The sequence below is a fragment of the Rhodovulum bhavnagarense genome, assembly GCF_004343505.1.
In the GTDB taxonomy this organism is placed as follows: Bacteria; Pseudomonadota; Alphaproteobacteria; order Rhodobacterales; family Rhodobacteraceae; genus Rhodovulum; species Rhodovulum bhavnagarense.
In genome coordinates this window covers 130,496-153,463 of sequence record NZ_SLXU01000005.1, presented here as the reverse complement: position 1 = coordinate 153,463, position 22,968 = coordinate 130,496, and the positions used below count along the sequence as shown (strand labels likewise).

Here is a 22,968-nt window from a genome sequence, read left to right as displayed (position 1 = left end):
CCCGAGCGCCCGCACGATCTCGGCGACCCGGCCGGCCGGCGTGGCCGCGTCCAGCCGCAGCACCACCGCGCCGGAAACAATCTCGATCCGCTCCGCCACCGTGGCGCTGGCCGGACCTTCCGGCGACATCCCGCCATCGCACAGGACCAGCGGGGCAAATGCCGGTTCGTCATCGAGGGCCGGCAGAACAAGCTTCCCGTCTCGGGCCAGGCGCCGCCATTCCGAAACGTGGTTCGCCCGAAGCTCATACTTCCGGGCAACCGAATTCACCGTCGCCCCCGGCCGCAGCGTCTCCGCCACCACCCGCGCCTTCACCTCATCCGGCCAGCGCCGCCGCCCGTCCTCGTAGATCACCACGCCAAGTGACCTGAGAAACTCCGTCATAGTCTCCATGGAGAAACTCCACCCCTGTCATCCAACAGGAAAGGACTCGCAGAACCGGAAAATCACAGGAAGGTGGGGACAGAACACCGTTTACGTTCGGGCCCATTGATTATGCTTGTTCCTGACGCGTGACGCGCCTGCGAGAAGGCCTTCGTGAGCAGATGGAGGTTGTTGCATGGCGGATGGTGGTGATGGGTTCGTGGGCCGGTGCGAGGTTGTCGAACCGCGGCGGCGTGGCAAGCGGCGGTGGCCCGATGAAATCAAGGCACGGATCGTCGCCGAAAGCCTTCAACCGGGTGTCCGGGTCGCCGATGTGGCAGCGCGCTATGATATTCTTCCCCATCATCTGTCGGATTGGCGGCGCCTTGCCCGGCAGGGCCGGCTGGCTCTACCCGGTGACCTGATGGACGCGCTGAGCACACCCCCAAGCCCGGCGGTGGCGGAGCCTGCCTTTGTGCCGCTGTCCATTTTGCCCGATCCTGTGGATCAGCCCGTGCCTTCTTCGACCGCCGTTGCTGCGCAGGATGGTTCCGGGGTGATGACGATCGACGTTGGGCCCGATCTGCGCGTGCGCATTCCCGGCGATGTCGCGGTGGACCGCGCCGCGGCGCTGGTCCGGGCGCTGCGAGGGGCGTCGTGATTGTCGCCGGCCAACGGCTGCCGATCCTGATTGCGACGAAGCCGGTCGACTTCAGGTGCGGGCACAACGCTCTGGCGCTGATCGTGCAGACCGAGCTGAAGCTCGACCCATATTCCGGGGTGACGGTGGTCTTCCGCTCGAAGCGGGGGGACAGGTTGAAGATCCTGGTCTGGGATGGGACCGGGATGGTGCTGATCTACAAGGTCCTGGAACAGGGCAGCTTTGCCTGGCCGAAGGTGCAGGACGGCACGATGCGGCTGTCCCGGGCGCAGGCGGAAGCCCTGTTCGAAGGGCTCGATTGGCGGCGGGTGGTGGCGCGGCGGGTATTGCCGCCCGCTGCGGCAGGATGACTCGACGGGTCTATTTTATGTTGTTTTATTGGGCTTTCTGTCCCGGATCGGGTAGGAAGGCGCATGTCGCACCCCCTCGATCTCAGCCAGTTTCCTGACCTGCCGCCCGAGGTGGTGAAGGCCTTTGCCGCCCAAAAGGCGGCGCTGGAAGCTGCACAGTTCGAGGCGAGGGTCGAGCGTGCGGCACGCCAGCATGAACAGGCGGTGGTGGCCGAGAAGGAGGCCTTCATCACCGAGTTGAAGGCACTGATCGAGAAGCTGGAAGGTCAGGTTCAGGAGTATCGGCGCACGAAGTTCGGGCCGAAATCCGAGAAGCTGGACCCGGCGCAACTGGAACTGGCCCTTGAGGATCTGGAAACGGCCATCGCCGAGACGCAGGCACAGATCGCCGCTGTCGAGGACAGGATCGCGGCCAGCGAACCGGACCCCGAGAAGCGCAAGCCGCGTACGCCCCGCAAGGCACGGGCGCTGCCCGAAAGCCTGCCGCGCGTCGAGCGGGTTGTCGAGCCGGAGAGCATCCTGTGCCCCTGCGGCTGCGGCGACATGGTGCGGATCGGCGAGGACCGCAGCGAGCGGCTGGATTACATCCCCGCGCGCTATCAGGTCATCGTCACCGTTCGCCCCCGATACGCCTGCCCCAAGGGGCGCACCGGCGTGGTGCAGGCCAAGGTGCCCGCGCATCTGCTGGAGGGCAGTTGGCCCACCGAGGCGCTGCTGGCCCAGATCGCCGTGTCCAAGCATTCCGAGCACATGCCGCTGAACCGGCAGGCCGTGGTGATGGCGCGGCATGGGGTGCCGATCGACCGCTCGGTGCTGGCCGACTGGATGGGCCGGACCGGTGCGCTGATCGCCCCCGTGGTCGACCACATGGCCAGACAGTTGCTGGCGGGCAGCACCCGGCTATATGTCGATGAGACCACCGCCCCGGTGTTGGACCCGGGGCGCGGCAAGACGAAAACCGGATATCTCTGGGCGGTGCTACGCGATGATCGCGGCTGGAACGGTCCTGCGCCGCCTGGGGTGGTGTTCCACTACAGGCCCGGCCGGAAAGGCGAATATGCCGCTGAAATCCTCACCGGCTTCAACGGCACGATCCAGGTTGATGCCTATGCCGCCTATACCCATCTGGCCACGCCGGAACGCCCGGGCGGCGATCCGCTACGGCTGGCCTTCTGTTGGGCGCACGGGCGGCGCAAACTGATCAAGGCCGCACCGAAAAAGGGATCACCTATCGTCGATGCAGCGCTGCTGCGCATCGCCGCCCTTTACAAGATCGAGGACGCGATCCGCGGGTCAGACCCGGATCATCGCCGGGCTGTCCGGCAGGACCTGTCCCGCCCTTTAGTCGACGCGTTCTTCACCTGGCTGGCGGCCCAAGCCGCACGCGTGTCGCGCAAGTCCGACCTCGGTGAGGCAATGGCTACATGCTGAAACGTCAGGACGGCTTCAGGCTGTTCCTCGAGGATGGCCGCGTCGACATCGACTCCAACCTTGTGGAAAACGCCATCCGCAGCCCTGCCATGAACCGCCGCAATGCGCTCTTCGCCGGCCATGACGAGGGGGGACGCAACTGGGCCCGCTTTGCCAGCCTGATCGGCACCTGCAAGATGAACAGCGTCGAACCCTATGCCTATCTGCGCGATCTGTTCACGAACCTCGCCAATGGGCATCTCGAAAAGGACATCGACGCGTTGATGCCATGGGCCTACGCTGCGGCCCCCATCCCCTCACAATGAGCTCATCCGGGAGTCCCCACTGAGCTCATTCTGAGCGCTCACGACGGCAAAAACGTCAGCCGAGCGCGCTGATAATCCCGCCCGCAAGCGAAATCCCAATGGGGCGGAGACAGCGCATACGGTCATGGCGACATTGACCGCGTCCAACGCCCGGTTCGGGCAGAAGACGCTGGTCACCGCCTCAGAGGGTATGAGCCGGGCCTGGACGATGCGGGCGGAGCACCGCAGCCTTCGCTACACCACCCGGATCTCGGACTTGCCCGTGGTCAGATGAGAGGCTGCCCTAAAGGTGGGGTCGTCTGGATTCGGGACTTAGCTCCCCACGATGCGCCTCAAGATATGGGTGCGATGATCCTGACCCCCGAAGAACACCCCCAGTATACGAACACGCCGCTCATCCTCGTCGACCACGAAATACAACACGGCGCTGCTCTTGGTCACATGGCGCAGCCCGTCCATGATCCTGGTGTCCAACGACCCCTGATACGGAACATGACCGAGACGTTGGATCTCGCCCTCTATCTCAAACAAACGCTGTTCGGCCCTTTCGAACGCGTCCCGGACCGGATCACCCAGTTCGCTATAAGCAGCGAACAAATGATCAAAGATCAGCTCAAGATCATGATCGCAGTCCTCGCTAAGGACGACCTCAAAGCCCGAGGGCACGGCGTTTCCTGTCGATCATGTCCTCAGTGCGGTGATGCCCCTCGGCTGCTGAGATGAAGGGACCTTGGGCTCGGCCCTCAAAAAACGCCCGAAGGGCGGCCAGTTCTATCTCTTCTCGTTTCGCCTCGGATCGGACCAGCTCAATGCCGCGCTGAACCACAGCGCTCAAGCTCGCATAGTGGCCCTTGGCGACCAGGCTGCGGGCGAACTGATCCTGCTGATCAGTCAATGATACGGATGCCTTAACGGACATGACTTACCCCCTGAATGCCACTCAGTAGTATTCTGGAGCATGGACTTTCGTCAAGGAAAGCGTGTTGGAGGGACCGGGGCGTAAGATCAACAACCGGCTGGTTCGGTTTTCGCATCACCCTGCGACTGAGAACATAGCGGAATCCGACCGGGCCACCCCGCCTCCGGCCGCCTCTGCCGCGAACCGGTCTGCCAGATCATCCAGCAGCATGGCCTGGACGGCCTCACGCTCGCCCTAGGGCGTGAACTTGAGGATCTGCGGTGGTGCCGGTGGTCCGGTTCCGGGCGGGTGACCTGATCGGGATCCTGCCCGAAGGCAGCGCGGTCCCAAGGCTCTACTCGCTTGCCTCCGGACACCGCGACGGCTTCATCGAAATCGTGGTCAAGAAGCACCCCGCCGGCCTCTGCTCGGGTCGGTCCGGTCTGTGCCATGGCGATCGCCACCTTCGCGCCCGACATGCGGGAATTCCGCCGGGCGCGCGATTTCTCGGCCTGGCTCGGGCTCGTTCCCCGGCAACATTCCAGCGGCGGCAAGCAGAAGCTCGGCCGCACCTCCAAGATGGGCCAACGCGACATCCGGCGCCTGCTGATAGTGGGGGCGATGTCCGTCGTGCATTGGCGAGGGCGCGATGGCGGCAGGCCCGGGTCGTGGCTCTCCCGCATGCTGGCCCGGAAACCGCGCATGCTGGTTGCGATCGCCCTGGCCAACAAGATGGCCCGGATGGTCTGGGCCATGCTCTCGCGCAACGAGGACTACCGGGATCCGATCGGCGCGGTCTGCTGACCGCGGCCGCCGGAGCGTCGGCGATGTGAGGAGGACGACCAGCATGGGCAAATGATCGACAAGATCCGGAACGGGAAAACCAGTGGCGTCCAACGAGCCCGAGCTCGCAATTTTGATCTGGACCCCGGTCCGCGCATCACCATACCGGCCCGCGGCACGTCACTGCTGCACCTCAGAGGCCTGAAACATGACCGCATCCGATCACATGCTCAGAAGGTCAGAAAGTCCTTGCATCGAAGGGGACATCCAAACATGAACGCCGATATGGGGTCACGATTCAATGCCGATTGACAGCCTGCTCCGCAAACTCCTCGTGAGACAGACCCGAAAACCAGTTTGTTTCCACCATTTCGGACGTTAACCGCTGCCCTTCCGCTTCGATAAAGCGGAAGTTTGCGAACCTCGTTGACCCCTTAGAGATGTCGACGTCTCGAACCTCGCCTGCCCAGTCGTACATCTCTCCGAACAGCCGCTTATAAATTCGTTTCAGGTATGTGAAGTCCGGGCCAGCGTCCGGCTCTTCCAGCGGAGCCGCCGTGTTCTCGGCAATGGCTGAGATGACAAACAGGACCTCAGATCGGTCAAGGGCCTCCTGCGTTCGGATGCCGTGCCGATTTCGCAGGACGCCCGTTTCTGGATCAACGTACTTGTCGGCACCGTCGTATTTCACGGGTGTCAGTTAAAATCGGGAGAAGCGGAGCAGGTTGCCTCCTGTCCGAAGTACCTGGCCGCTGCGCGCGTCCTAACGTCCGCGAGGTCGATCGCCCCCACGACGTACTCCTCGAGGTCCGCGAGGCTTTCGGCGTCCGGCTCCAACCCCTCGGCCCGGTTGCTCGCGATCGCGCCTGCGACCGCCCGCCGACGATCATCCTGGTTGTCGTGATCATAAGGTTTGTGCGTACAGGGCACCCGGCTCACCACTCCTTGTTCTCCGTCAGGGTATAGCCGTCCGCGGAAAAGGGCAATCGTCGACGGGCCCGTTGCCGGATTCGAGGTTGGTCCTACTGGAGAGGTCCGGACGCGGTTTGTAAACCAGCTGTAAACCGCCGGGAACTGCGCTAAGGTCTTATAGGTCCACCGCACGTCAACATTCTGAACATGTTGAAGAAAAACTGGCTGGGGTGGTAGGATTTTCAGCTAAGTAATCGATATACAACAAAAAATATACATACATAAGAATATGGTGTCAAGGTCGATGCAACGGAAATCCGATACGTGATCCAGTGTGGAGCCCACCCGGGGACGAGGCGGCATGGTAAGGTCGGTTCCGGGCTCCGTGCCTTGGCAGATATGTACTGTGGCTTTTCTGCGCCGGCTCGATGGCCTGTTAGGTGACGGTCCGGCGAGGGGCGGCAACATAATTGCGGTGTGGATCGAGATGATTTGTCGGAAAGGCTGGCATTTCTCAATTGTGATCCCGATCGGGAACTTTAGGCCGAAGCGGTGCGCGCCGCCTTGAAATGTTCCCGGTCGGGAACTTTGGCTCTTGAATCTGGCCAGGGCCCTGATATGTTCCCGACCGGGAACATGAGCTTTCCAAGTCATGCCGAGCGAGACACCACTATGAACAGCGACCGTCAGGGGCCCAGAATGTTGGAGCCGGAGTCGTCCGGGGCGGAGGACGCGAGGCGTTTCGGCGCATTGGTGCGTGCTCAGCGCAAGGCGCGAGGCCTCCGCCAGGAGGACGTGGCAAGCGCCACCGGTGTCGGTCGCCGCTACGTTGTTGACATGGAAAACGGAAAGCCGACCCTACGGATCGGCCCGGCGCTGATGATTGCGCGCTATCTCGGGATCGTGCCGGTGCTCCAGAGCCCGCCACTGGACGAAGACCTCCCGGAGGGGATCCCCGACGATCTGCCTTCGCTGGAAGACTGAGATGAAGGTCTTCTACGAAAGCCGGGTCGTGGTCGAGATCGAGCCGGGCGAAACCGGGCCGGCGCTGACCTATGCCCGAGAATGGCGCGAGACCCGCGGCGCGTTCCCCATCTCGACCAGGATGCCCCTCGACACCGATCGCTATGGCCCGGCGGACGTTCTGCCTTGGATTGCGAACCTCCTTCCGGAGAGCCAGCAGCTGGAAATGGTTGCGCGCGCCACGGGCGCCTCGCAGGCTGACCCCCTGGCGCTGCTTGCCAGCATCGGGCGGGACACCTCCGGCGCGCTGTCCTTCGCCAGGCGTGGGGTGGCGCGCATGACGGCACGGGAGGTACCCGACGAGGCTGCCCTCGAGCGCATTATCGAGGAGTTGCCGAAAAAGCCATTCCTGGTCGGTGAGGATGGGGTCTCGATGTCGCTTGCCGGCGTCCAATCGAAGATCGGTGTGCATCTCGACGACGACGGCGTGATCTCGATCCCGGTCGAGGGGGCGCCGACGACCTGGATCTTGAAGCCCGATGCACGCAACCTTCCCGGCGGCGTTTACAACGAGGCGCTCTGCTTGCGCCTGGCATCTCTCGTGGGACTCGAAGCGCCCGAGGTGCGGGTCGGGCGCGCCGGAGCGCGTCGATATCTGTTGGTGAAGCGCTATGATCGCAGGCAGCAGGGAGAGACTTGGCGTCGCCTCCACCAGGAAGACATGTGCCAGGCCCTCGGGCGCCTGCCCAGCGCGAAATACGAACACAACGACACCGGAACGCGCGGCCCCACGATCCGCGATATCGTGGGGGTGATGCGTTCGCTCGATCCGCTGCGCGGGGTGCTGTCGGTTTTCGACTACGTGATCTTCAACACGATCGCCTGCAACACCGATGCCCACGCCAAGAATTACTCGATCATGATCAAGGCCTCGGGCGCCAGCCTGGCGCCGATCTACGACGTGATGTGCGCCAAGCTCTGGCCGGAGATTACCAGGAAGCAGGCGATGTCGCTCGCGACCACACGGGATGGCGATTACTTCAAAGGCCGACACTGGCAGCGCGAGGCGGCCCTTTGCGGTCTCAACCCCACGGCCATCTTGCGCCGCGTTGAAGGACTCTGCCAGGCGGTTCTGGCGCAACTGCCCCGAGCCGCCGAGGATGTTATCGCGATGGAGCCCGAGGCGGAGCCGTGGGTGCGTGAAGTTGAAAAATTCGTCGCCGAGCGTTCCGGCTTCTTGATCAATGGCCTTGGTCAACAAGATCCTGATGCGGGCGACTGGGCGCGCGCCCGTCTCGCACCAACGGACTGAAAGGGTCAGCCAAGATGCACGCCGGGATTCCTGCACGGTTCTTTTACAAAGGGTTATCGGGTGCGGTTTCCGAGCGGAACGCTCACGAATCTTCGTGAGGATCGTCTCGTGAAAGCGCGAATGCAGCGGATCACGCATTTCGGGCGAGATGTCGGCACCTGACTAGAGGGTCTGAGCGGATGCCCGCGGATTGGGCCATCTCGGCGCCTCGGTCTCAGGTCAACGAGCGCCGCAGGTGGGCAGGCAGGCTGCTGATCGCTACTGCGATGGCATCCCGGACAGCCTCGGCACCGTGACCGGCGAGGGCCGGTCCATTCTTGACAGACCTGCCCGTCCCGTGCCCTTCCATATGCCGCAAATTCAGGAGCATGGTGGCCCACAACTGGTTCGCCATATCTGCAACGAAGGCCCCATCCACCTTGCCGTGCGGGCAAGGCCGAGCCGCGTCGGGATCGGTCGTGATCACCTTTTTGCCACGCACAACACCTTGTAATTCCACGGTCGTGTCTTGAGGATCGGATCAGGCCTGTCGCGTCACCGGAACCACCATCAAGGCTAAGAACCCGGCCGGGCCGGTGAGCGTGACCAGCGCGGCGGCGGGCAGGTCCTGGGGCAGGGTCTGGTGGCGAGTGCGGGCCAGGGCGGCCAGCGCCGCCAGGGACAGGACGATGCCGATCAGGCCGGCCCAGCCGGACCAGACAAGGTGCCAGCGCAGGTAGGGGCCGGGGCCGTCCTGCAGCGACAGGGTCAGCGGGAACAGCGCGCGGGCGATGCGGGCATGGGCCATGGAGTCGGTGCCGGGAACGGAACCCCAATAACGGCGCCGCTCGACCCCCAGAATTTCGCCCCGCATGATCCCTCCGCGCATAAGAGAGGTCGCAAACGACGTCGCTATGCACGTGTCTTAGGCTATCAGGCCGCCTCACGGCAGGCGGTGGCAATCGGGCGGTTACGATGGAAACATCGCGGCGACTTTTTTCGGAGAAGGCCCTCAAGGGCGGTTGACCGGCACGGCGTCGAATTCCGGCACCGCGATATCGAGCCCCACATTCTCCGAGAGGTGATGTGCCTGCTGGCAGATCACGTCGGTCAATCGCTTGCGGGAGGGCCGCGCCAAATCCGCCGTTGCCGCCAATGCAGCCGTCACGATCTCCGCCACGCGCTTGGCCAGCGGGCGTCCGAACCCGCGGGCTCCGATTGCCTTCAGAAAAAGATCGAAATCCGCCTCCGTGACGTCATCGGCCATCCGTGCCGTCCCGACGCGGAACGCCATCTCGTGATTTACATCGTCGAGCAACACGGGATCGATATCATAGGCGGGCGCCAGTTCAGGCCGGGTCCCGGTATAGAGCAGCGCGTGGTTCTTGGCGTGGTTGTCGGAATTGCCAAGCAGCATGTTGGCCAGCGTGATCTCGAAGAAGGCAATTCGCGCCTGGCCCGGGACCCGGGTCTGGTCGAGCAGACGGCCGACGGCCTCAGCTGTGAAGATCCGCGGAGGGACACCGTTTCTTTCATACTTCAACAGATCCCCGAGCCCGAGAGCCTGGCAGAAATCCTCCTGGTGGATGCGGTACACTTTTCCCCCATCGACCCGCCGATCGAACCGGGCAACAAGAAGTCCCTGAAGATCGCCCTCACCCAGGATGCAGGTCTGGGCCACCGGGTGTGATTGAATGGCGGCCATCACCCTCGTAGCCTGGTGCTCGCGCTGGACCGCACCCATCTGGCCGGCTCGCGGGACCTTCAGGATATGCGTTGTCGGCGCGCCGCTCCCGGAGACCGGAAGCGCCAGCCGCCCGTCTGCGAGCCGGGTCAGCGCAATCTTTCCCTGCACCCCCGCAAGCGGAGAAGGATCGTCGGTATCGGGCGGCAGCCGCCGGTTGTCACGCAGCGAGGTCATGAGCCGGACGAGTTCGCCCGCCACCGCAAGCGGACCCGCCGCGGTATGCAGATCGGCCGGCACCACCGGCGAACCGTCGAGCGGAGCATAGTCTTTTTTGAGAACTCCTGGGCGCTTGCCCGGCCTCGCCCCTTCCGGAACGCAGCTGATCGCCCCCGGGCAATCGGCGCCGAGATGGTAGAGCAGACCCACGATGTCCCGCTCCGAAAGCCCGTGGCGCTGCATCGCCTGGTCACGCATCTCGTTCTCGAACAGCAAGTTAGAGAAGAATCCGCGCGCGGCGACATCTCCGTAGGGTTCCTTGCGCACTGGCAAGGACGCCGAGATCGCGTGCAGCGAGTTCTCCGAATGATAGGCAAAGGACATCTCGCCCTCAGGGTCTGACGAGAGTTGGCCGATCGGCTGCGCCACAGCCTCCAGGTAGACATCGAGAACCGTCATGGGATCTGCTCCGAACCCGGCGGGGTCAGGCTGATCGTGATCCCGAGATCGCGGCAGACCTGCATGACCAGCCCCACATGCGCGCTTTCCTTGCCATGCTCGATCGCGCGGATGGTCGTGCGCGAGATCCCGGTCTGGAGGGACAGGTCCTCCTGCGTGATCTTCAGCGCCTTGCGAGTTTTCCGAATGGCACGCCCCAACGATGCCGGATCGCAAACGGGGATGGCTGGCGCAGTGGGAATGGACATATCGCAGCTCCGAATGATCGCGATCTATTGCATTTTCGCCAAGAATACCCGCTCTTCGATAAAATGGCAACGATCGCGCGCATTTGCGCCGATCAAGGCAAGATTCCACGAAAAGACCACGATCATTTTCATTATAAGCAGTCCAAAAAAGCAATCGGCCAGCACGCCGCGGTGCTGGCCGATGTCGAGATGCAGGCCCCCGGAACAGGCGACCGGCAATCAATCGCCTTTCGTGATCCGCTTTCTCGTGATCTTGTTTCTGAGTCAGGCATTCGCCTGGGGCGCCTTGGCGGCGCCCCGCTCCAGGGCATTACCGGCATGGTTGATCCCGAATAATATGGCGAGAAACTCCTCCACTTCACCTCGGCAGCCAGAACGCGGCCTGAATTCGCCGCGCAGCTTCCCGCCTTTGTCGCCTGCGTACGTCAGATCTTCTCTCGAGAGGTGATCGTCGCTTATACCGCCGAGTTGGAGCGTCGCTTGATAGAAGAGAGTCACCGATTCGACGCAGATGACGTCTACCTGGACTCGGCCGCGATCAGCGACCTAACCAGCTTGCGGCATCTCGGGGATCTCCTGCACGTGGAAAACCTCGGAACCGCCTGATCATACCGAGAACAGGACCCCAGACTGGACCGGCAGATCGTCGATCGCGGGGCCGATCACCGCCAGTTTCGGCCCGGGGCGATCATGTCGAGGACATGAACATCCCCTTTGGCCGTGTGATGCTCGTAGAGGAAGACATACCCCTCCACCGGGAACATCCGCACCGCGCCCTGGAAGACCGGGCCGGCCTCGGGGAAGGTGCTGAGGGTCTCGATCAGGCGCGTCTAGATCCGTTCCAGAAAGTCCAGAACGGTCGGGATGCTGTCCACGTCCACATGGTCGACAAGCTCGACCAGGGCGGCGTCGACCGCGGGGGCGAATAGAACGGTGACCGGCTGCATGGGGCCTGCGTTCAGGAGACGCGGCGCAAGGCGCGGTCCCGCAGGCTCGCGAAATACGTCGCATCCGCTACGGTTCCGTCCCCCTCGGCAATCGCCTTGCGACCAGCCTCCAGGCGCTGATTCAGGTCGATCTGCCTCATCAGCGCATCGAGGAGCCCCAGCTTGCCGGCAGCCACGTCCGCCTTCAGGGGATCGGCCAGGAAGCTGTCGGCGAGCACCCGGACATCCTCCATCGAGAACATCGCCGCGACTTCGCGGCGGTTTTTCGTGATGGCGACCGGCGCGCGGAGCGTGGCCTCGAGAAGCTGCCCGAAGGCGTTTTTCGCCTCGACGGCGGTCATGGTCTTCATGAAGCGCTCCTGTGACAGTCCAGATTGACTAATATAGCCCGAATGGCTGCCCGTATCTACCCTGCCTTGCCCGGCTATTCGTATCCCCGCTTGGCCTTCTGCATCTGGATGTCGAACCGGGCGTCTTTCGCGGCAGCCTCCGTGTCGAACCAGTCCACCCGGACCTGCCCGGGCTGGCCGATCCGTCCCCATTCCCGGACCAGGGACCAGTCGCCGAAGAGACCGGGCATGATTTCCAGCCGGTAAAACCGGTGCACGTTGTTCGGCGCGTCGATCCGCGTCAGGTCCATCTCTATCCCCACATCCTGGCTGCGATATCCTGCTCTTCCTTTCCGACCGCGTCGGCATAGATCGCGGTGGTGCTGAGCTGCGCGTGCCCCATCCATTTCTGGACCATGTGGAGCGGCACCCCGTTCACCGTTGCGTTGATCCCGAACCCATGCCGGAGACCCTTCGGGCTGCGGTTAGGCCCATCCGGGATCCCGGCCTCTTCCATCACACGCGTGACGATCTGCCAGACCCGGACCCTGGACAAGGGCCAGATCAAGGTCGATAATCCTCACCATTGCCAGTTGATTTCTCGATGTCTTTCCGTTCAGTTCCTGGCAGTCGCGGAAGGTACTTTTCCGGGTCCATGGACAGATTTTTCAGTCCTTCGCCGATCCCGCCGATGATCTTGTCCCCGGACTCAGCAGGAAGCCGACGAAGAGCGGATGAAATTGCAGCTCTCCAGGACGGCCCCCTGTCCATGGCCTCGGCGAAAACGTCGGCGAGATCGTCGTTCATCTTCAACTCGATCATGGCCTCCATGAGTTGTTGAGCCTGCCACAGGTCCTTTCTCGACTTCGCGCTGTCGTCACCCCCCGTCTTGCGGCGGGTCGAAACGATCAGCTTGTGAACCGCGTAGCGCTCGGGGGCCGGGACGTTCACCGGTATCCCGGCGCGATGGAGCATAACCGTTCGGCGCGGATCGAAAATGAGAAAATCGAGAAATCTGAGGGGCTGTGCGGCCGCCCCCCCGAGCGCCGGCATCCGTGCCGGACGATCATTATACGCCTCAGGGCCGCGGTTCGGGGTCAGAAACTCCACCTTGAACCCGGATGAGGTCACAAACCGGGTTGATGCCGGTTTTCCGGAAACATGAGGGATCGGTTCGAAAGAAGGATCAACCTTTTCCAGGATGTCCAGGATAGGCGGCATTGCATCGCCTATCGCGACCGAAATCGAGTGAAACTGAGCGAAGTCCGCATCCCCCGTCATCATGGAGGCTTCGGGAAGGTAGGCCCCCAGAAGGGCGGAATACGTCTGAAAGGCGACACTCCCCACCAAGACCCCTCTCATCCGGAAAAAGCCGGCATGCGCCAGGGCCTCCACAATGTCGCCCGCGGTTCTGTCCGGCTTGGGAAGTCCCGCCTGGTTGACGAGCGCAGAAACCATCTTCCGGCGCGCGCGGATGTCATCCTTGAGTTCGCGGAAGGCTTCTACCCGCTTGGTGATCTCCGTGTCATCCATGGGTCCGACATAAGAACGCTTGCGGCGCCCCTGGTGATCCTGGGTGTCAAAATACCAGTATCTGCGTCCCTTCACCGCGGCCGAGATGAAACGCCCATACGGGTCGTAGCTGGACGAGAAGCTGGCGTCCAGGGATCGCTGCGCGAGCTCGCTGAACAGCACTTGAAAAGGGTGTGCAAGTTTGCGCATGGTTGTTACCACATTTCTTTTTTCTGATAACAACCGTGGTGTTATTACCAGAAGTTGTCAATATGGTAACAACTGGACATCGAAGGGGGCATGTCATGTATCGTGACATGCTCAACGCGCAGCACGTGGTCGAAACGATCACTCCGGCCGGGATGGTCGGGGATCAGGCTGCCGCCTGCTCCGCCCCCCTCCAACCGACGGGGATTGGTGGAGGATATTCATACGGTGCGAGTGGATTTAGGCGCGCAGTGGTTCGGCGCCGCGGAACCAGCAGATCGCGCTGGTCAACCACGACGAGGTGATGGCGACGCCGCCTGAGCAAGATATTGATGGTGGGAAACAACGGGGAATCTTCAGGCGCCAGGACGAGGTGGACGAGGTCCTCGAGGAGCTGCGGGAGCTGATCCCGGACTACCTGCGCAAGCGGGACACGCTCCGGCAGATCGTGGCTTACGTGGCCGCGAAGCGGGAGCACATGGAACCGGACGAGGCGAGCGCGGCCCGGATCCTCGGGAACGCGAGCCAGGCGGAGCGGATCTGATGAGGGGGCGCAACGACACCTCTATTGATTTGTGCGCACAAGTGGCGTACATGACCATCCTGTAAACTGTTCAGCCCAGGGAGACGCCCCATGCTTTCTTTCACGGACGAGACCCGGGCCTTCTCCGGCAACAGCACGGAGCGGATGCATTTCCGCACGAAAGCGCCGATCAAGGCGACCATCCAGCGCGCCGCAGCGCTGTCGGGCGTGGACGATTCCACCTTCACGATGAGCGCCGCCCTTCGGGAGGCGGAGCGGATCATCGAGGCGCATGAGCACACCCGCCTCCAGGCGGTCGATCACGCCGCCTTTTTTGCGGCGCTTGACGCGCCCTCGGAGCCCGGGGAGGCGCTGTTGAGGGCGGCGGAGCGTTACAAGGCCCGCGTGGCGTCGCGTTGACGGGGGCCCAGACCGAGGAGGGGCCCGCATCCGCGGGGGCCCCTGATGACACGCCTCCTCGCTTTCAGATCGAACCCTTCGACCCGGATAGGCATAACCGGGACCGGTTCAGTTGCGGCGTGGAGCAGGTCGACAACTACTTCAAAAGGACCGCGAACAAGCTCATGCAGGCGGGGAATACCTCCGTGTACGTGATGGTGGGCCCGGAGGGGGACGTCGCGGGGTTCTACGCGATGAACGCGCACGCGGTCCACTATACGGATCTGCCGAACCGCTATAAGCGCACCGCCCCCGGTCACGGCTCGATCCCGGCCGTTTACATCTCGATGATCGGACGGGAGGTCCGATACAAGGGGCAGGGGATCGGGGAGGATCTCCTGGTGGACGCGTTGTGCCGGGCCTCCCGCGCGTCCCGGTCCGGTTACGCCGCCGCCGTGATCGTGCTGGACGTGCTGGACTGCGGGGACGCGCGGAAGACCGGTAACCGGAAGGCGATCTATGAGCGGTTTCAGTTTCAGAGTCTCCCGGCCTACCCGATGAGGATGTTCATGCCGATGGGGACCGCCGACGCCCTTCGCGAGAAGATGGGATTGTAGCCGGATGCGCAACGGCTCTGATCTGCACCTGGCGCCAAGGTCTGCTCCGGACCGGGACTACTCCGTCAAATCGTCCAGCGTGACATCGAGGGCGTCCGCGACGGCACGCAAGCTGGCGACCGAGCCCTGTTTTCGGCCCGTTTCGATCTCGGCCACGGTGACGCGATTGACCCCGGCTTTCTCGGCGAGCATGGCCTGGGTCAGGCCACGCAGATCCCGGTAAACGCGGAGAGGGTTTTCACCGTCCAGCAGCCGGTTTGCGTAGTCAGCAGGAAGCAGTTCATCCGCCCCTTCGGCCAAGGCCCCCTTTGCCCGATCGTAGCTCTGCAGATCGGCGAGGTCTTCGGCCGCCGCCCGCAGGAGATCGTATTCCTCGCGCGGGATCGTCACCATCTCGTTCATGTCAGTCCCTTTCAGTCATAAAAGCCACCACGTGGACCAATATCGAGAACCGCCAGGACATTGCCCTGATCATCCATGATTACGCGCCAGTCCCCGACCCGCAGCCGGACCCCCTCTCGCCCCTTGAGGGGCCTCACGTTGTTGCTCTGTGAAGCCGGGTCCCTCGCGTAGGCCTCAATCTTGGACCGGATCAGTATGGCCGTGTTGGCGGGCATCCGGCGCAAAGCCCGTATCGCGGCCTTCGTGTAGCTGATCTGTCTCATAGTGTAGCTTTACGCTACATCTGGCGTTGCGTCAAGCGCAATGGTGGACCTGCACCGGTTCTGTTCCGGTCAGGTGCTCATGTTAGGCGGCCCTCTGCTCGAAGGCCACGGGTGATTTCCAGCCGAGGGCTGAGTGTTTCCGGCGTGGGTTATAGAAGCCGTTGATGTATCCGGTCTCCTCGATGGCGAGTATCGCTCTCAAAAGATCGGAACGAACCCGTCCTTGGAGCGGATCAGCGGGCCGGTGTCGTGGGCGCCGACGATGACCGGGGCCTTGGACCAGACGAGCGCCGCGGCGTTCAGGCTCTCGCCGGCCTTCGGGTAGGTCTGGCTCCGGATCGAGTTCGCCAGCCGCCGGCCGAGCCCCGCGCCGGTGATCTGCAGCCTCCACGCGGACTTCAGCCCGGTTCCGGCCTCGCGCATGGCGGCGGTGACGGCCTTCTCGCCGGCCTTCACCTCTGCGGCCATGTGAACCGTGCCGGGTTTGCCGCGGCGCTCGATCAGGGCCGTTAGTTCACGCGCCACTCGGCGCCCCGAGATCGAGGTGTCCGGGATCGCCGCGAGGCATTCCCGGGTGACGTCGTCGACCACATTGAGCACCCGAAAACGCTGGCCTTTGGCGAACTGGTCATGGACGAAATCCAGCGACCAGCGCGCATTGGGCCGCGCCTCGACCAGGATCGGGGCTCGCGTCCCGACAGCCTTGCGCCGGGCCTTTCGCTTGCGCACCGTCAGCCCTTCTTCGCGGTAGAGCCGATAGACCCGGTTGATCCCGGATGGCTCGCCCTCGCGCCGCAGGAGCACGAAGTGGACCTGCATCGGTTTGTGGCTCGCGATCCCGACCGAAGCCGCTGGCCGCGGCCTCCGAGGTGCCAAGCTAACCCCCGGCGAATGGGAGCGCCGTCGTGGGCTCCGCCTGCGCTTCGTCTACCGCCGGAGAGGCCCGAGCCTGCTGGTCGCTGACCGTGCCCGCATCAACACACGCGGTCAGGCCGTTGCCTCGCGCTCGAAGACCGGCCGCAACCAGTTCACCGCGCCGATCTTCCTGCTGGTGCCCCAGGTCAAGCTGCCGAAGCGGCTGGATCTCGACCGGGACGCTGAGCGGGCGCACGACAGCGTTCCAGGGCTGATTGTGGCGAACTGGGTGGAGGGGCGGATTTGATGTGAAGCGGCTTTTCAGCCCAGCGTCGCGCGCACGTCAGCCATCGGAATGAAGACGCGCTGCGGGTTCTCCGGGTCGCCGAGCGGCCGGAAGCCGAGCTCTTCGTAGAATTTCCAGCGACGTCTCAAATGATCGTCCTTGAGCACATCGAGGACGATGGCCGCAGCGCCCATCTGATCGGCGATCCCGAGGCAGCGCCGCATGGCGTCCACGACGAGGGCGGTTCCGAGCCCTTTGCCCTGCATGTCTTCACGCACCGCAACCGCTCGAATGTAGATGACAGGGATGTCTGGAATTCCGGCGCGTTGCCACTTCTTGGGGCCGAGATCCGCTCGGACGGCCATTGCGCCGAGAGTGTAAAAGCCCAGCACGGCAGGATCGTCGCCGGCTGTGGCAATCCACGCAGCGACCATTCCGGTCTTGATCCGGTCCGAGAGCGACGACTTCAGGAAGTTGTCGATGGGGCCAAAGCCACAAGAGAAGGCGCTGCGGTCGTGCGGCGCCTTGTCGAATTTCGCGATCGTCAGAGCGGGCGCGTCCGCCGCGGTCTCAGCCGGCATCCTTCAGAAGGCCCTTCGACGCTTCCGAGGCACGAGCCAACCCGGGCACGACCTGACCGGGCGCCTCAACGGCTGCCTTGAATGCATCGAATGCCTCGACAGGCAAGACAGAGAGGGACATGCGTTGTTCCACCTCCTGTGCGCGCAGAAGGGCCGCTTGGCGAATGAAGTCAGCTTCCTGCAGGCCGGTTGCAGCAGCAGCGGCCTTGATGCGCTCTTCATCTGCGCGGTGCAGGCGCAATTCCTTGCGCGCTTCCATCTTGCCCGGGGTCGGGCTCACAGTCTCGATGGCGAACATGGCCAGCCTCCTTAGAGTTTTTCATGTACGGCAAAACGCCGTACATGTCAACGATCATTATTGGTCGGGGCCATCGTCATCGTTCGAGCCTTTAATAACCATAACCCATTATTAAGGCATGCGGCGCCAAACTTGAATAGCTTTCCGTCGCTATTCCGCAAGGACGACCTGGCCTGACCGGGCAGGTCTCCGGAATGGCGCCGGAGCCCGGACCGAAGGGTAGATCAGACCGCGGGATCCTGCCCGGCGCAAAGCCTGATACCCGGGCGACCATTCGCATTCAGCTCCTCGCTCATTTTCCGGATCCTCGGCGCGACCGGATGCACGAAGCGATCAGAAGCCGGAAAACACCATATCGAGGGCGCCGCGGATCTCGCGATCGAACTCGGAAAGGTCTGCGATTGGTTCCCCCTGGAGTAGCGCCGATGGAATTGCGGCCATCTCGGCCGTGTGCAGGACGTAGGCCGAACCATCGATCCTGAAGGCCGGCTCAAGGCGCCCGATGGCCGTCGGGCCGGTCTCCGACGGTACGAGCGGCGCCACAACCCGCGTGCCGGTCTCGATCAGATCCGTCTGAAAATCGAGCACAAGCCTGCCGCCGGCAATGCGAAAAACCTGGAACTGCGCCATCAGTCGATCTTCAATACCCGAAGATCAGCCAAGGGCGTCCCATTCGCCTCTATCCAGGCGCGCCGCTCTGCGATTGCGCCGGCATTTTCCTCGGCCCAGGCGTCTGCTTTCGCCTTGCGAACGGCCGCGGCAAGCGCGGCATCGCTGATGGCCGAGACATTCAGGCCCAATTCTCGCGCGGCAACCAAGTTGGCCGCGGTGAGAGTGACATTCGTGCGCTGCTTTTCAGACGTGGCTTGCGGCATGGAACCCTCGCGGAACACACGAATAATACACATCCAAAATGTTCACATCAAGAGACACTTGTCAAGGAATACCTGACAACTGCCGCCGGCGGGAAGTCCCGCAGAACCCTGCGCGACAACCTCGACGCCACCCTGGCCGTGGGCTTCCGCGTCCCCCGTCTTTGGGGCCCGGCATTCTGCAATCACGACGCTTCCTGTCGACCCACAATATGGCAAATCTTGCCAGTGATTTTGACATTCCTTGTCAGCGTGTGATACGATTTTCGGATGAAGAAGGATGACCCATGGCAACGATGAATGTGTCTCTGCCCGATCCGATGAAGGCCTGGGTTGAAACGCGGCTGAAGGACGGCAGCTTCAGCAATACGAGCGATTATGTGCGCCACCTCATTCGTCGTGACCAGGAGCGCGCACAGGCGATCGAGGCTTTGCAGGGCGCGATTGACGAGGGTGTGAAGAGCGGCGCGCCCGAGCCCTTCGATTTCAAGGCGTTCAAGGCGCGGATGCGGGAGCAGCATGCCCGCAAGTAGTCTGACCGCCTACCGGCTGACACCGGCCGCCCGGAACGACCTGGAAGACATCTGGCTTTACACGGCGAAGCGGTGGTCGATGGTGCAGGCCGACCGCTATACCGACATCCTGGAAGATACCTTCGACCGGTTGCTCTTCATGCCGGAGATGGCGCGCGAACGTCCGGAGTTCGATCCGCCTGTCCGCATCCAACCAAGCGCTGAGCATCTGATCATCTACCGGATCGAGGAAGGTCGCCTCGTCATCTTGCGTATCCTTGGTGCAGGGCAGGACTGGCAAGCGATCCTGAGGGCGGTGGATCAATGAAGATCCCCGCGCGGAAGGCTTGGCATCAGGGCTCCGGCAGGCCGTCCTCGGGCGGGCTTTCTTCGCAATCTCTTGCATGCAGGATTCCGTAGGTCTGGTCCGGCGCCACCCGGGCGCGCACCCAGGCATCGATCGCCTCATACCCCTCCGAGGAGGCCGCGGCCGCGATGATCATCTCCAGGACCTCCATCTCGGGGTTGAGGAAGGCGAGCTCATAAGGCCGCGCCTGGGCGCCGCTCACCTTTTGCTCTTCCAGCCTTCCGCGCCAATTGTCCCGGATCACGGCCCGGCCAGCCGGGTGGTCAGCCTTCCCATGGATTGATGACCTTCACGCCGGTTCCCTCGAAGTCCGCGACATTGCGGGTGACGATGGGCATGGCGTGAACAATCCCCGTGGCGGCGATCAGGGCGTCCCGGTCGCTTCTGGGGTCCGGGACATGCAAGCCAGCGCAGCAGAGCGCGACGGGGCCGTCCACGGGCAGCACGCGACCCTCAAAGGCCGGGAGTACCTTGCTGGTCACCCAGTTCCTCAAGATCGCACCCTGGGCGCTGTCGCGCCGCTCCGCGAGCTTGACGCCCATCTCCAACTCAAGGAGCGTGATGGCGGAGAGGTACAGCGCGGCAGGGTCCTGCGCCGCTGCCCAAGCCACCACATTGGCATCTGCCTTCCCGGCCTTCGCCTTGCGCAACTCGGAGACGACATTCGTGTCGAGAATGAGCATCAGCTCAGATCGACTGGGCGCGTGAGGATCTCGGCGCGACCAGGCGTGAACTCGACATCCGCAGCCTCTGGATCGGCCAACAGGTCCAGGATGCTTTCCTGCCGCCCCGTGAGCCGCTGATAGGCTTCAATGCTCAGCAGCACATGCGCAGGCCGTCCTCGGTCGGTGATGAAGACAGGCCCCTCCAGAGCCGCTCGCTTCGCGCCACTGGCGTCCTGGTTGAACTCCCGGCTGCTGATCGTCGTCATGCCCATCACGTACCTCTTTCTGCGCGCGTTCGTGTTGTAGTTATATAACTACATTGCACGCAGGAGTCAATTTGGCGGTGGCTTCCGGCTCGGTGGAGTTGGAGACAGGCGATACAGAAGCGCCTGATATGGCGCTCACGCCGAAACGCCCGGGTGGCGACGCCGCCATTCCGAAACGTGGTTCGCCCGAAGCTCATACTTTGCGGCAACGGCATTCACCGTGGCCCCCGGCAGTAGCGTCTCCGCCACAACCCGCGCCTTCACCTCATCCGGGCAGCGCCGCCGACCGTCCTCGTAGATCACCACGCCAAGTGACCTGAGAAACTCCGTCACAGTCTCCATGGAGAAAATCCATCCCTGTCATCCAACAGGAACGGACCCGCAGAACCGGAAAATCACAGGAAGGTGAGGACAAAGCCCCGCTTACCTTGGCATCAAGGCTCCGGCAGATCGTCCGCGGGCGCGCTTTCCTCGCAATCTCTTGCATGCAGGATTCCGTAGGTCTGATCCGGCGTCACCCGGGCACGCACCCAGGCATCGATCGCCTCATGCCCCTCCGAGGAGGCCGCGGCCGCGATGATCATCTCCGCAATTTCCATGTCGCTGGCTTCCAGGCGGTAGCCATTGCCGGCCAGGGTCATGACCAGCGAGCCGTAGGCGGTCCGCTTGTTGCCATCGATGAAGGCGTGGTTCTTGAGGATCGCATGGCACAGCATGGCGCCGGCCTCGATCGGGTCCATCTCCGTGTAACCGATCGCCGTCTGCGTGCGCCCGATCGCGCTGTCGAGCAGCCCCTCGTCGCGCAGGCCCGGCGCACCGCCGAAGCGGCGGATCTGGGCATCGTGCAAGACGAGCAGCGTGGCCTTGTCGGGCAGGTTCATTCGGCCAGCTTTCGGTAAGTGTCGGGCCGCGCATCCATGTCGGCCATGGCGGCCGCAAGCATGCGCGCCTGTGCCGAACTGGCCGCGGAAACCAGGATCCCGTCCTGGACGGGCGTCAGGATGACCTCGTCCCCTTCCCCCAGGTTGGCCTTGGCCAGGGTTTCACGCGACATCGTCACGCCGAGCGAATTGCCGACTTTACGGATCTGGGGCATGGGGGTTCCTCCGGGCTGCGGTCATGAAGATGTGTTACACTATGTATCACGCTCCGCGGCGCGCGCAAGGCCGGATGCGAATAACTGCCCCCTCTCTCAAGGCATTCCCGGCCCACCGGGCGACTGGTCGGATCGGGGCGGTGCCTCGGCCTTCCTGAAGCGGCCCTCCACGATCTTCTCCAGGAGCTTCATCTCGGGGTTGAGGAAGGCGGGCTCGTAGAGCCGCGCCTGGGCGCCGCTCACCTTTTGCTCTTCCAGTCGTCCGCGCCAGTGATCCCGGATCACGGCGCCGATCCGTCCGGCAATGCGAATGCCATCGGTCTCGCCAAGATCGAAAAAGGGCGCTGCCTCGATCAGGGCCTCGATGGAAGCGTCGTGGCCGCTCAGCTCGGAAATCGGCGTCTCCAGGCTGCGCTGGCGATCGGGCTGCGGGTTGATGTCGAAGGCGGGCGCAAGCCCCCAACGGTTGTCCCCGAGGTAGAGGAAGCCGTGGTTTTTCAGGTGATCGTCTGTGTTGGCCACCAGGATGGTGAACGCGATCCGTCCGAAAAGCTCCTCGAGGTCGGCACGCGGGTCCTTCGATATCCGGCGGATGACCTCGGCCATCTCGTCATAGGTCCCGCTCTCGGCGCCACCCAGGGCGGTCCGGGCCGACATGTAGGGGATCCGGCGATCGCCGCGGCGATCGAAGCGGCGGATCAGGGCCACCGGATGCCGGGTATTGCCGAGCGCCAGCTGCGCCGCCGACGCGCGCAGGCCGGCATCTCGCGCCAGGTTGAGGGTGGCGACCTCGATCTGCTCGATCGGCTTGCCGTCCCGCTCCGACGTGAATTTCGCAATGAAGAGGCCGTCCTCTGCAATCACGTTGGCCTTCGGTCGCGCGCCGCCCAGGGAGCCGACCGCCCCCGTCAGCTCCGTCGCCTCCGCTTCCGCCCGGGCCGGATCGCGGTCATAGGCCAGCGCAAGCGCGCGCAGCCGCTCCAGGGGCAATGTCCTGCGGGCAAGCGGCCGGTCCGGATCCGCCATCTGGCGGCCGTCCTCGTCGAGGTAGCGCAAGGCGCCCTGACGGGTACGGTCATCGGACAGGGTCAGGTAGTCGAACTCCGTGAGACCATTGCCAAGCGCGGAGCGCATCAGGCTGCGCCCCCAGCTATCCGGAGTGGCATCGGAGATCACGCCGGGCAAGGCGGCGCGCGGGTTGTCGCGCGTTCCGGAGGAGAAGAAGGGGCCCGGCTGCCGCGGCAAGGATGGCGAGATATCGAAACCACCCTCGAACGAGAGCCAGGCGGGGTCGTACTCGAAGGCGCTCGATTGGCGCCGTCCGTCGGACTCGAAGCGAAGCGTGCCGACCTTCATGTTCCGGGCGCCGATCGTCACGTTCACGATCCTGGATGTCTTGGCCAT

The 22,968-nt window shown here is 63.5% G+C and carries 36 protein-coding genes and 5 pseudogenes; 14 read left to right on the top strand and 27 right to left on the bottom strand.

The annotated features are described in order from the left end of the window. A partial coding sequence (gene tnpA, locus EV663_RS07840) for an IS66-like element accessory protein TnpA (protein ID WP_132951235.1) occupies positions 1-393 on the bottom strand: 393 nt, incomplete at its 3' end. A 166-nt stretch (positions 394-559) separates the two neighbouring features. Here tnpA (EV663_RS07840) and tnpA (EV663_RS07835) point away from each other — a divergent pair. The 4 genes and pseudogenes from tnpA (EV663_RS07835) (at position 560) to EV663_RS07820 (ending at position 3,384) form a co-directional block, all read left to right on the top strand. Further along, the gene (gene tnpA / locus EV663_RS07835) at positions 560-1,024 is read left to right on the top strand and encodes an IS66-like element accessory protein TnpA (RefSeq protein ID WP_132951234.1); all 465 of its coding nucleotides are present in this window, start codon (positions 560-562) and stop codon (positions 1,022-1,024) included. After that, positions 1,021-1,374, top strand: a complete 354-nt coding sequence (gene tnpB, locus EV663_RS07830; RefSeq protein ID WP_132951233.1) for an IS66 family insertion sequence element accessory protein TnpB — start codon at positions 1,021-1,023, stop codon at positions 1,372-1,374. Before tnpA (EV663_RS07835) ends, tnpB begins: the two co-directional genes overlap by 4 nt. A 63-nt stretch (positions 1,375-1,437) precedes the next feature. After that, positions 1,438-3,110: pseudogene (gene tnpC / locus EV663_RS07825) on the top strand (IS66 family transposase). 124 nt (positions 3,111-3,234) lie between these two features. Then, the gene (locus EV663_RS07820; RefSeq protein ID WP_132951232.1) at positions 3,235-3,384 is read left to right on the top strand and encodes a DUF4113 domain-containing protein; all 150 of its coding nucleotides are present in this window, start codon (positions 3,235-3,237) and stop codon (positions 3,382-3,384) included. Positions 3,385-3,422: 38 nt separating this feature from the next. On the opposite strand, the gene EV663_RS07815 is transcribed toward EV663_RS07820, so the two are convergent. Both EV663_RS07815 and EV663_RS07810 read right to left on the bottom strand, forming a co-directional pair. Further along, positions 3,423-3,776 carry a type II toxin-antitoxin system RelE/ParE family toxin gene (locus tag EV663_RS07815; RefSeq protein ID WP_132951231.1) on the bottom strand — a complete coding sequence of 118 codons (354 nt, stop codon included), beginning with the start codon at positions 3,774-3,776 and terminating at the stop codon, positions 3,423-3,425. Continuing rightward, entirely contained in the window at positions 3,760-4,029 is a 270-nt protein-coding gene (locus EV663_RS07810) for a ribbon-helix-helix domain-containing protein (protein ID WP_132951230.1), read from the bottom strand. Before EV663_RS07810 ends, EV663_RS07815 begins: the two co-directional genes overlap by 17 nt. Before the next feature lie 411 nt (positions 4,030-4,440). Between EV663_RS07810 and EV663_RS07805 the strand changes: the two are divergent. Then, positions 4,441-4,812, top strand: a pseudogene (locus EV663_RS07805) (transposase); the annotation flags it as partial. A 277-nt stretch (positions 4,813-5,089) separates the two neighbouring features. Here EV663_RS07805 and EV663_RS07800 read toward each other — a convergent pair. After that, a complete protein-coding gene (locus EV663_RS07800) occupies positions 5,090-5,482 on the bottom strand; it encodes a Fic/DOC family protein (RefSeq protein ID WP_132951229.1) in 393 nt (130 codons plus the stop codon). Positions 5,483-5,487: 5 nt separating this feature from the next. Further along, positions 5,488-5,721, bottom strand: a complete 234-nt coding sequence (locus EV663_RS16055) for an antitoxin VbhA family protein (protein ID WP_425057131.1) — start codon at positions 5,719-5,721, stop codon at positions 5,488-5,490. A 681-nt stretch (positions 5,722-6,402) separates the two neighbouring features. Between EV663_RS16055 and EV663_RS07795 the strand changes: the two genes are divergently transcribed. Together EV663_RS07795 and EV663_RS07790 are read left to right on the top strand one after the other, a co-directional pair. Next, the gene (locus tag EV663_RS07795; RefSeq protein ID WP_132951228.1) at positions 6,403-6,687 is read left to right on the top strand and encodes a helix-turn-helix domain-containing protein; all 285 of its coding nucleotides are present in this window, start codon (positions 6,403-6,405) and stop codon (positions 6,685-6,687) included. 1 nt (position 6,688) lies between these two features. Beyond that, positions 6,689-7,978, top strand: a complete 1,290-nt coding sequence (locus EV663_RS07790) for a HipA domain-containing protein (protein WP_132951227.1) — start codon at positions 6,689-6,691, stop codon at positions 7,976-7,978. 217 nt (positions 7,979-8,195) lie between these two features. On the opposite strand, the pseudogene EV663_RS15825 reads toward EV663_RS07790, so the two are convergent. The 4 genes and pseudogenes from EV663_RS15825 to EV663_RS07770 form a co-directional block, all read right to left on the bottom strand. Then, positions 8,196-8,351 (bottom strand): annotated as a pseudogene (locus EV663_RS15825) (IS30 family transposase); the annotation flags it as partial. 147 nt (positions 8,352-8,498) lie between these two features. Next, complete coding sequence (locus tag EV663_RS07780) at positions 8,499-8,831, bottom strand: hypothetical protein (protein ID WP_132951226.1); 333 nt, start codon at positions 8,829-8,831, stop codon at positions 8,499-8,501. Positions 8,832-8,969: 138 nt separating this feature from the next. Beyond that, positions 8,970-10,319, bottom strand: coding sequence for a HipA domain-containing protein (locus EV663_RS07775; RefSeq protein ID WP_132951225.1), 1,350 nt, complete (start codon positions 10,317-10,319; stop codon positions 8,970-8,972). Continuing rightward, positions 10,316-10,567, bottom strand: a complete 252-nt coding sequence (locus tag EV663_RS07770) for a helix-turn-helix domain-containing protein (RefSeq protein ID WP_132951224.1) — start codon at positions 10,565-10,567, stop codon at positions 10,316-10,318. Before EV663_RS07770 ends, EV663_RS07775 begins: the two co-directional genes overlap by 4 nt. Before the next feature lie 27 nt (positions 10,568-10,594). Between EV663_RS07770 and EV663_RS07765 the strand changes: the two genes are divergently transcribed. Then, positions 10,595-10,903, top strand: a complete 309-nt coding sequence (locus EV663_RS07765) for a hypothetical protein (RefSeq protein WP_132951223.1) — start codon at positions 10,595-10,597, stop codon at positions 10,901-10,903. Between the two features lie 622 nt (positions 10,904-11,525). On the opposite strand, the gene EV663_RS07760 is transcribed toward EV663_RS07765, so the two are convergent. The 4 genes from EV663_RS07760 to EV663_RS07745 all read right to left on the bottom strand — a co-directional run bounded on the left by EV663_RS07760 (position 11,526) and on the right by EV663_RS07745 (position 13,565). Next, positions 11,526-11,864, bottom strand: coding sequence for a type II toxin-antitoxin system Phd/YefM family antitoxin (locus EV663_RS07760; protein ID WP_132951222.1), 339 nt, complete (start codon positions 11,862-11,864; stop codon positions 11,526-11,528). A gap of 74 nt (positions 11,865-11,938) precedes the next feature. Continuing rightward, entirely contained in the window at positions 11,939-12,154 is a 216-nt protein-coding gene (locus EV663_RS07755) for a WGR domain-containing protein (RefSeq protein WP_132951221.1), read from the bottom strand. A gap of 2 nt (positions 12,155-12,156) precedes the next feature. Next, positions 12,157-12,411 carry a tyrosine-type recombinase/integrase gene (locus EV663_RS07750; protein WP_243697904.1) on the bottom strand — a complete coding sequence of 85 codons (255 nt, stop codon included), beginning with the start codon at positions 12,409-12,411 and terminating at the stop codon, positions 12,157-12,159. Next, positions 12,408-13,565: a nucleotidyltransferase family protein gene (locus tag EV663_RS07745; RefSeq protein ID WP_132951220.1), complete on the bottom strand. Its 1,158-nt coding sequence runs from the start codon at positions 13,563-13,565 to the stop codon at positions 12,408-12,410. Before EV663_RS07745 ends, EV663_RS07750 begins: the two co-directional genes overlap by 4 nt. 301 nt (positions 13,566-13,866) lie before the next feature. On the opposite strand from EV663_RS07745, the gene EV663_RS07740 reads away from it, so the two are divergent. The 3 genes from EV663_RS07740 to EV663_RS07730 all read left to right on the top strand — a co-directional run bounded on the left by EV663_RS07740 (position 13,867) and on the right by EV663_RS07730 (position 15,101). Continuing rightward, positions 13,867-14,106: a hypothetical protein gene (locus tag EV663_RS07740; RefSeq protein ID WP_207904408.1), complete on the top strand. Its 240-nt coding sequence runs from the start codon at positions 13,867-13,869 to the stop codon at positions 14,104-14,106. 90 nt (positions 14,107-14,196) lie between these two features. Continuing rightward, a complete protein-coding gene (locus EV663_RS07735; RefSeq protein ID WP_132951219.1) occupies positions 14,197-14,505 on the top strand; it encodes a type II toxin-antitoxin system TacA family antitoxin in 309 nt (102 codons plus the stop codon). Between the two features lie 119 nt (positions 14,506-14,624). Next, a complete protein-coding gene (locus tag EV663_RS07730; RefSeq protein ID WP_243697903.1) occupies positions 14,625-15,101 on the top strand; it encodes a GNAT family N-acetyltransferase in 477 nt (158 codons plus the stop codon). 57 nt (positions 15,102-15,158) lie between these two features. Here the strand turns inward: EV663_RS07730 and EV663_RS07725 are convergent, their stop codons facing one another. The 3 genes and pseudogenes from EV663_RS07725 to EV663_RS16050 form a co-directional block, all read right to left on the bottom strand. Next, complete coding sequence (locus EV663_RS07725) at positions 15,159-15,503, bottom strand: helix-turn-helix transcriptional regulator (RefSeq protein ID WP_132951218.1); 345 nt, start codon at positions 15,501-15,503, stop codon at positions 15,159-15,161. Positions 15,504-15,514: 11 nt separating this feature from the next. Then, a complete protein-coding gene (locus tag EV663_RS07720) occupies positions 15,515-15,766 on the bottom strand; it encodes a type II toxin-antitoxin system RelE family toxin (RefSeq protein ID WP_132951217.1) in 252 nt (83 codons plus the stop codon). A gap of 198 nt (positions 15,767-15,964) precedes the next feature. Continuing rightward, positions 15,965-16,573: pseudogene (locus EV663_RS16050) on the bottom strand (DUF6441 family protein); the annotation flags it as partial. A gap of 13 nt (positions 16,574-16,586) precedes the next feature. On the opposite strand from EV663_RS16050, the pseudogene EV663_RS07705 reads away from it, so the two are divergent. Next, positions 16,587-16,928, top strand: a pseudogene (locus EV663_RS07705) (DUF6441 family protein); the annotation flags it as partial. A 14-nt stretch (positions 16,929-16,942) separates the two neighbouring features. Here EV663_RS07705 and EV663_RS07700 read toward each other — a convergent pair. The 4 genes from EV663_RS07700 to EV663_RS07685 all read right to left on the bottom strand — a co-directional run bounded on the left by EV663_RS07700 (position 16,943) and on the right by EV663_RS07685 (position 18,661). Further along, the gene (locus EV663_RS07700; RefSeq protein ID WP_132951216.1) at positions 16,943-17,488 is read right to left on the bottom strand and encodes a GNAT family N-acetyltransferase; all 546 of its coding nucleotides are present in this window, start codon (positions 17,486-17,488) and stop codon (positions 16,943-16,945) included. Then, positions 17,478-17,786, bottom strand: a complete 309-nt coding sequence (locus EV663_RS07695) for a type II toxin -antitoxin system TacA 1-like antitoxin (RefSeq protein WP_132951215.1) — start codon at positions 17,784-17,786, stop codon at positions 17,478-17,480. Before EV663_RS07695 ends, EV663_RS07700 begins: the two co-directional genes overlap by 11 nt. Positions 17,787-18,119: 333 nt before the next feature. Then, complete coding sequence (locus EV663_RS07690; protein WP_132951214.1) at positions 18,120-18,416, bottom strand: CcdB family protein; 297 nt, start codon at positions 18,414-18,416, stop codon at positions 18,120-18,122. After that, positions 18,416-18,661, bottom strand: coding sequence for a type II toxin-antitoxin system CcdA family antitoxin (locus EV663_RS07685; RefSeq protein WP_132951213.1), 246 nt, complete (start codon positions 18,659-18,661; stop codon positions 18,416-18,418). Before EV663_RS07685 ends, EV663_RS07690 begins: the two co-directional genes overlap by 1 nt. A 284-nt stretch (positions 18,662-18,945) precedes the next feature. On the opposite strand from EV663_RS07685, the gene EV663_RS07680 reads away from it, so the two are divergent. Together EV663_RS07680 and EV663_RS07675 are read left to right on the top strand one after the other, a co-directional pair. Then, positions 18,946-19,191 carry a type II toxin-antitoxin system ParD family antitoxin gene (locus EV663_RS07680; protein WP_132951212.1) on the top strand — a complete coding sequence of 82 codons (246 nt, stop codon included), beginning with the start codon at positions 18,946-18,948 and terminating at the stop codon, positions 19,189-19,191. After that, positions 19,178-19,498 (top strand): type II toxin-antitoxin system RelE/ParE family toxin, encoded by a 321-nt coding sequence (locus EV663_RS07675; RefSeq protein ID WP_132951211.1) that lies wholly within the window; start codon positions 19,178-19,180, stop codon positions 19,496-19,498. The genes EV663_RS07680 and EV663_RS07675 overlap by 14 nt, the downstream gene beginning before the upstream one ends. 25 nt (positions 19,499-19,523) lie before the next feature. On the opposite strand, the gene EV663_RS07670 is transcribed toward EV663_RS07675, so the two are convergent. The 7 genes from EV663_RS07670 to EV663_RS07640 all read right to left on the bottom strand — a co-directional run bounded on the left by EV663_RS07670 (position 19,524) and on the right by EV663_RS07640 (position 22,968). Next, on the bottom strand, positions 19,524-19,739 hold the full coding sequence (locus EV663_RS07670; protein ID WP_132951210.1) for a hypothetical protein: 216 nt from the start codon (positions 19,737-19,739) through the stop codon (positions 19,524-19,526). 61 nt (positions 19,740-19,800) lie between these two features. Continuing rightward, the gene (locus tag EV663_RS07665) at positions 19,801-20,220 is read right to left on the bottom strand and encodes a type II toxin-antitoxin system VapC family toxin (RefSeq protein WP_132951209.1); all 420 of its coding nucleotides are present in this window, start codon (positions 20,218-20,220) and stop codon (positions 19,801-19,803) included. Beyond that, on the bottom strand, positions 20,220-20,474 hold the full coding sequence (locus tag EV663_RS07660; RefSeq protein ID WP_132951208.1) for a type II toxin-antitoxin system Phd/YefM family antitoxin: 255 nt from the start codon (positions 20,472-20,474) through the stop codon (positions 20,220-20,222). The genes EV663_RS07665 and EV663_RS07660 overlap by 1 nt, the downstream gene beginning before the upstream one ends. 129 nt (positions 20,475-20,603) lie before the next feature. Continuing rightward, the gene (locus EV663_RS07655) at positions 20,604-20,810 is read right to left on the bottom strand and encodes a transposase (protein ID WP_132951207.1); all 207 of its coding nucleotides are present in this window, start codon (positions 20,808-20,810) and stop codon (positions 20,604-20,606) included. A gap of 92 nt (positions 20,811-20,902) precedes the next feature. Further along, on the bottom strand, positions 20,903-21,349 hold the full coding sequence (locus EV663_RS07650) for a type II toxin-antitoxin system death-on-curing family toxin (RefSeq protein ID WP_132951206.1): 447 nt from the start codon (positions 21,347-21,349) through the stop codon (positions 20,903-20,905). Beyond that, the gene (locus tag EV663_RS07645; RefSeq protein ID WP_132951205.1) at positions 21,346-21,564 is read right to left on the bottom strand and encodes an AbrB/MazE/SpoVT family DNA-binding domain-containing protein; all 219 of its coding nucleotides are present in this window, start codon (positions 21,562-21,564) and stop codon (positions 21,346-21,348) included. Before EV663_RS07645 ends, EV663_RS07650 begins: the two co-directional genes overlap by 4 nt. Before the next feature lie 96 nt (positions 21,565-21,660). Next, positions 21,661-22,968 (bottom strand): type II toxin-antitoxin system HipA family toxin, encoded by a 1,308-nt coding sequence (locus EV663_RS07640; protein WP_207904407.1) that lies wholly within the window; start codon positions 22,966-22,968, stop codon positions 21,661-21,663.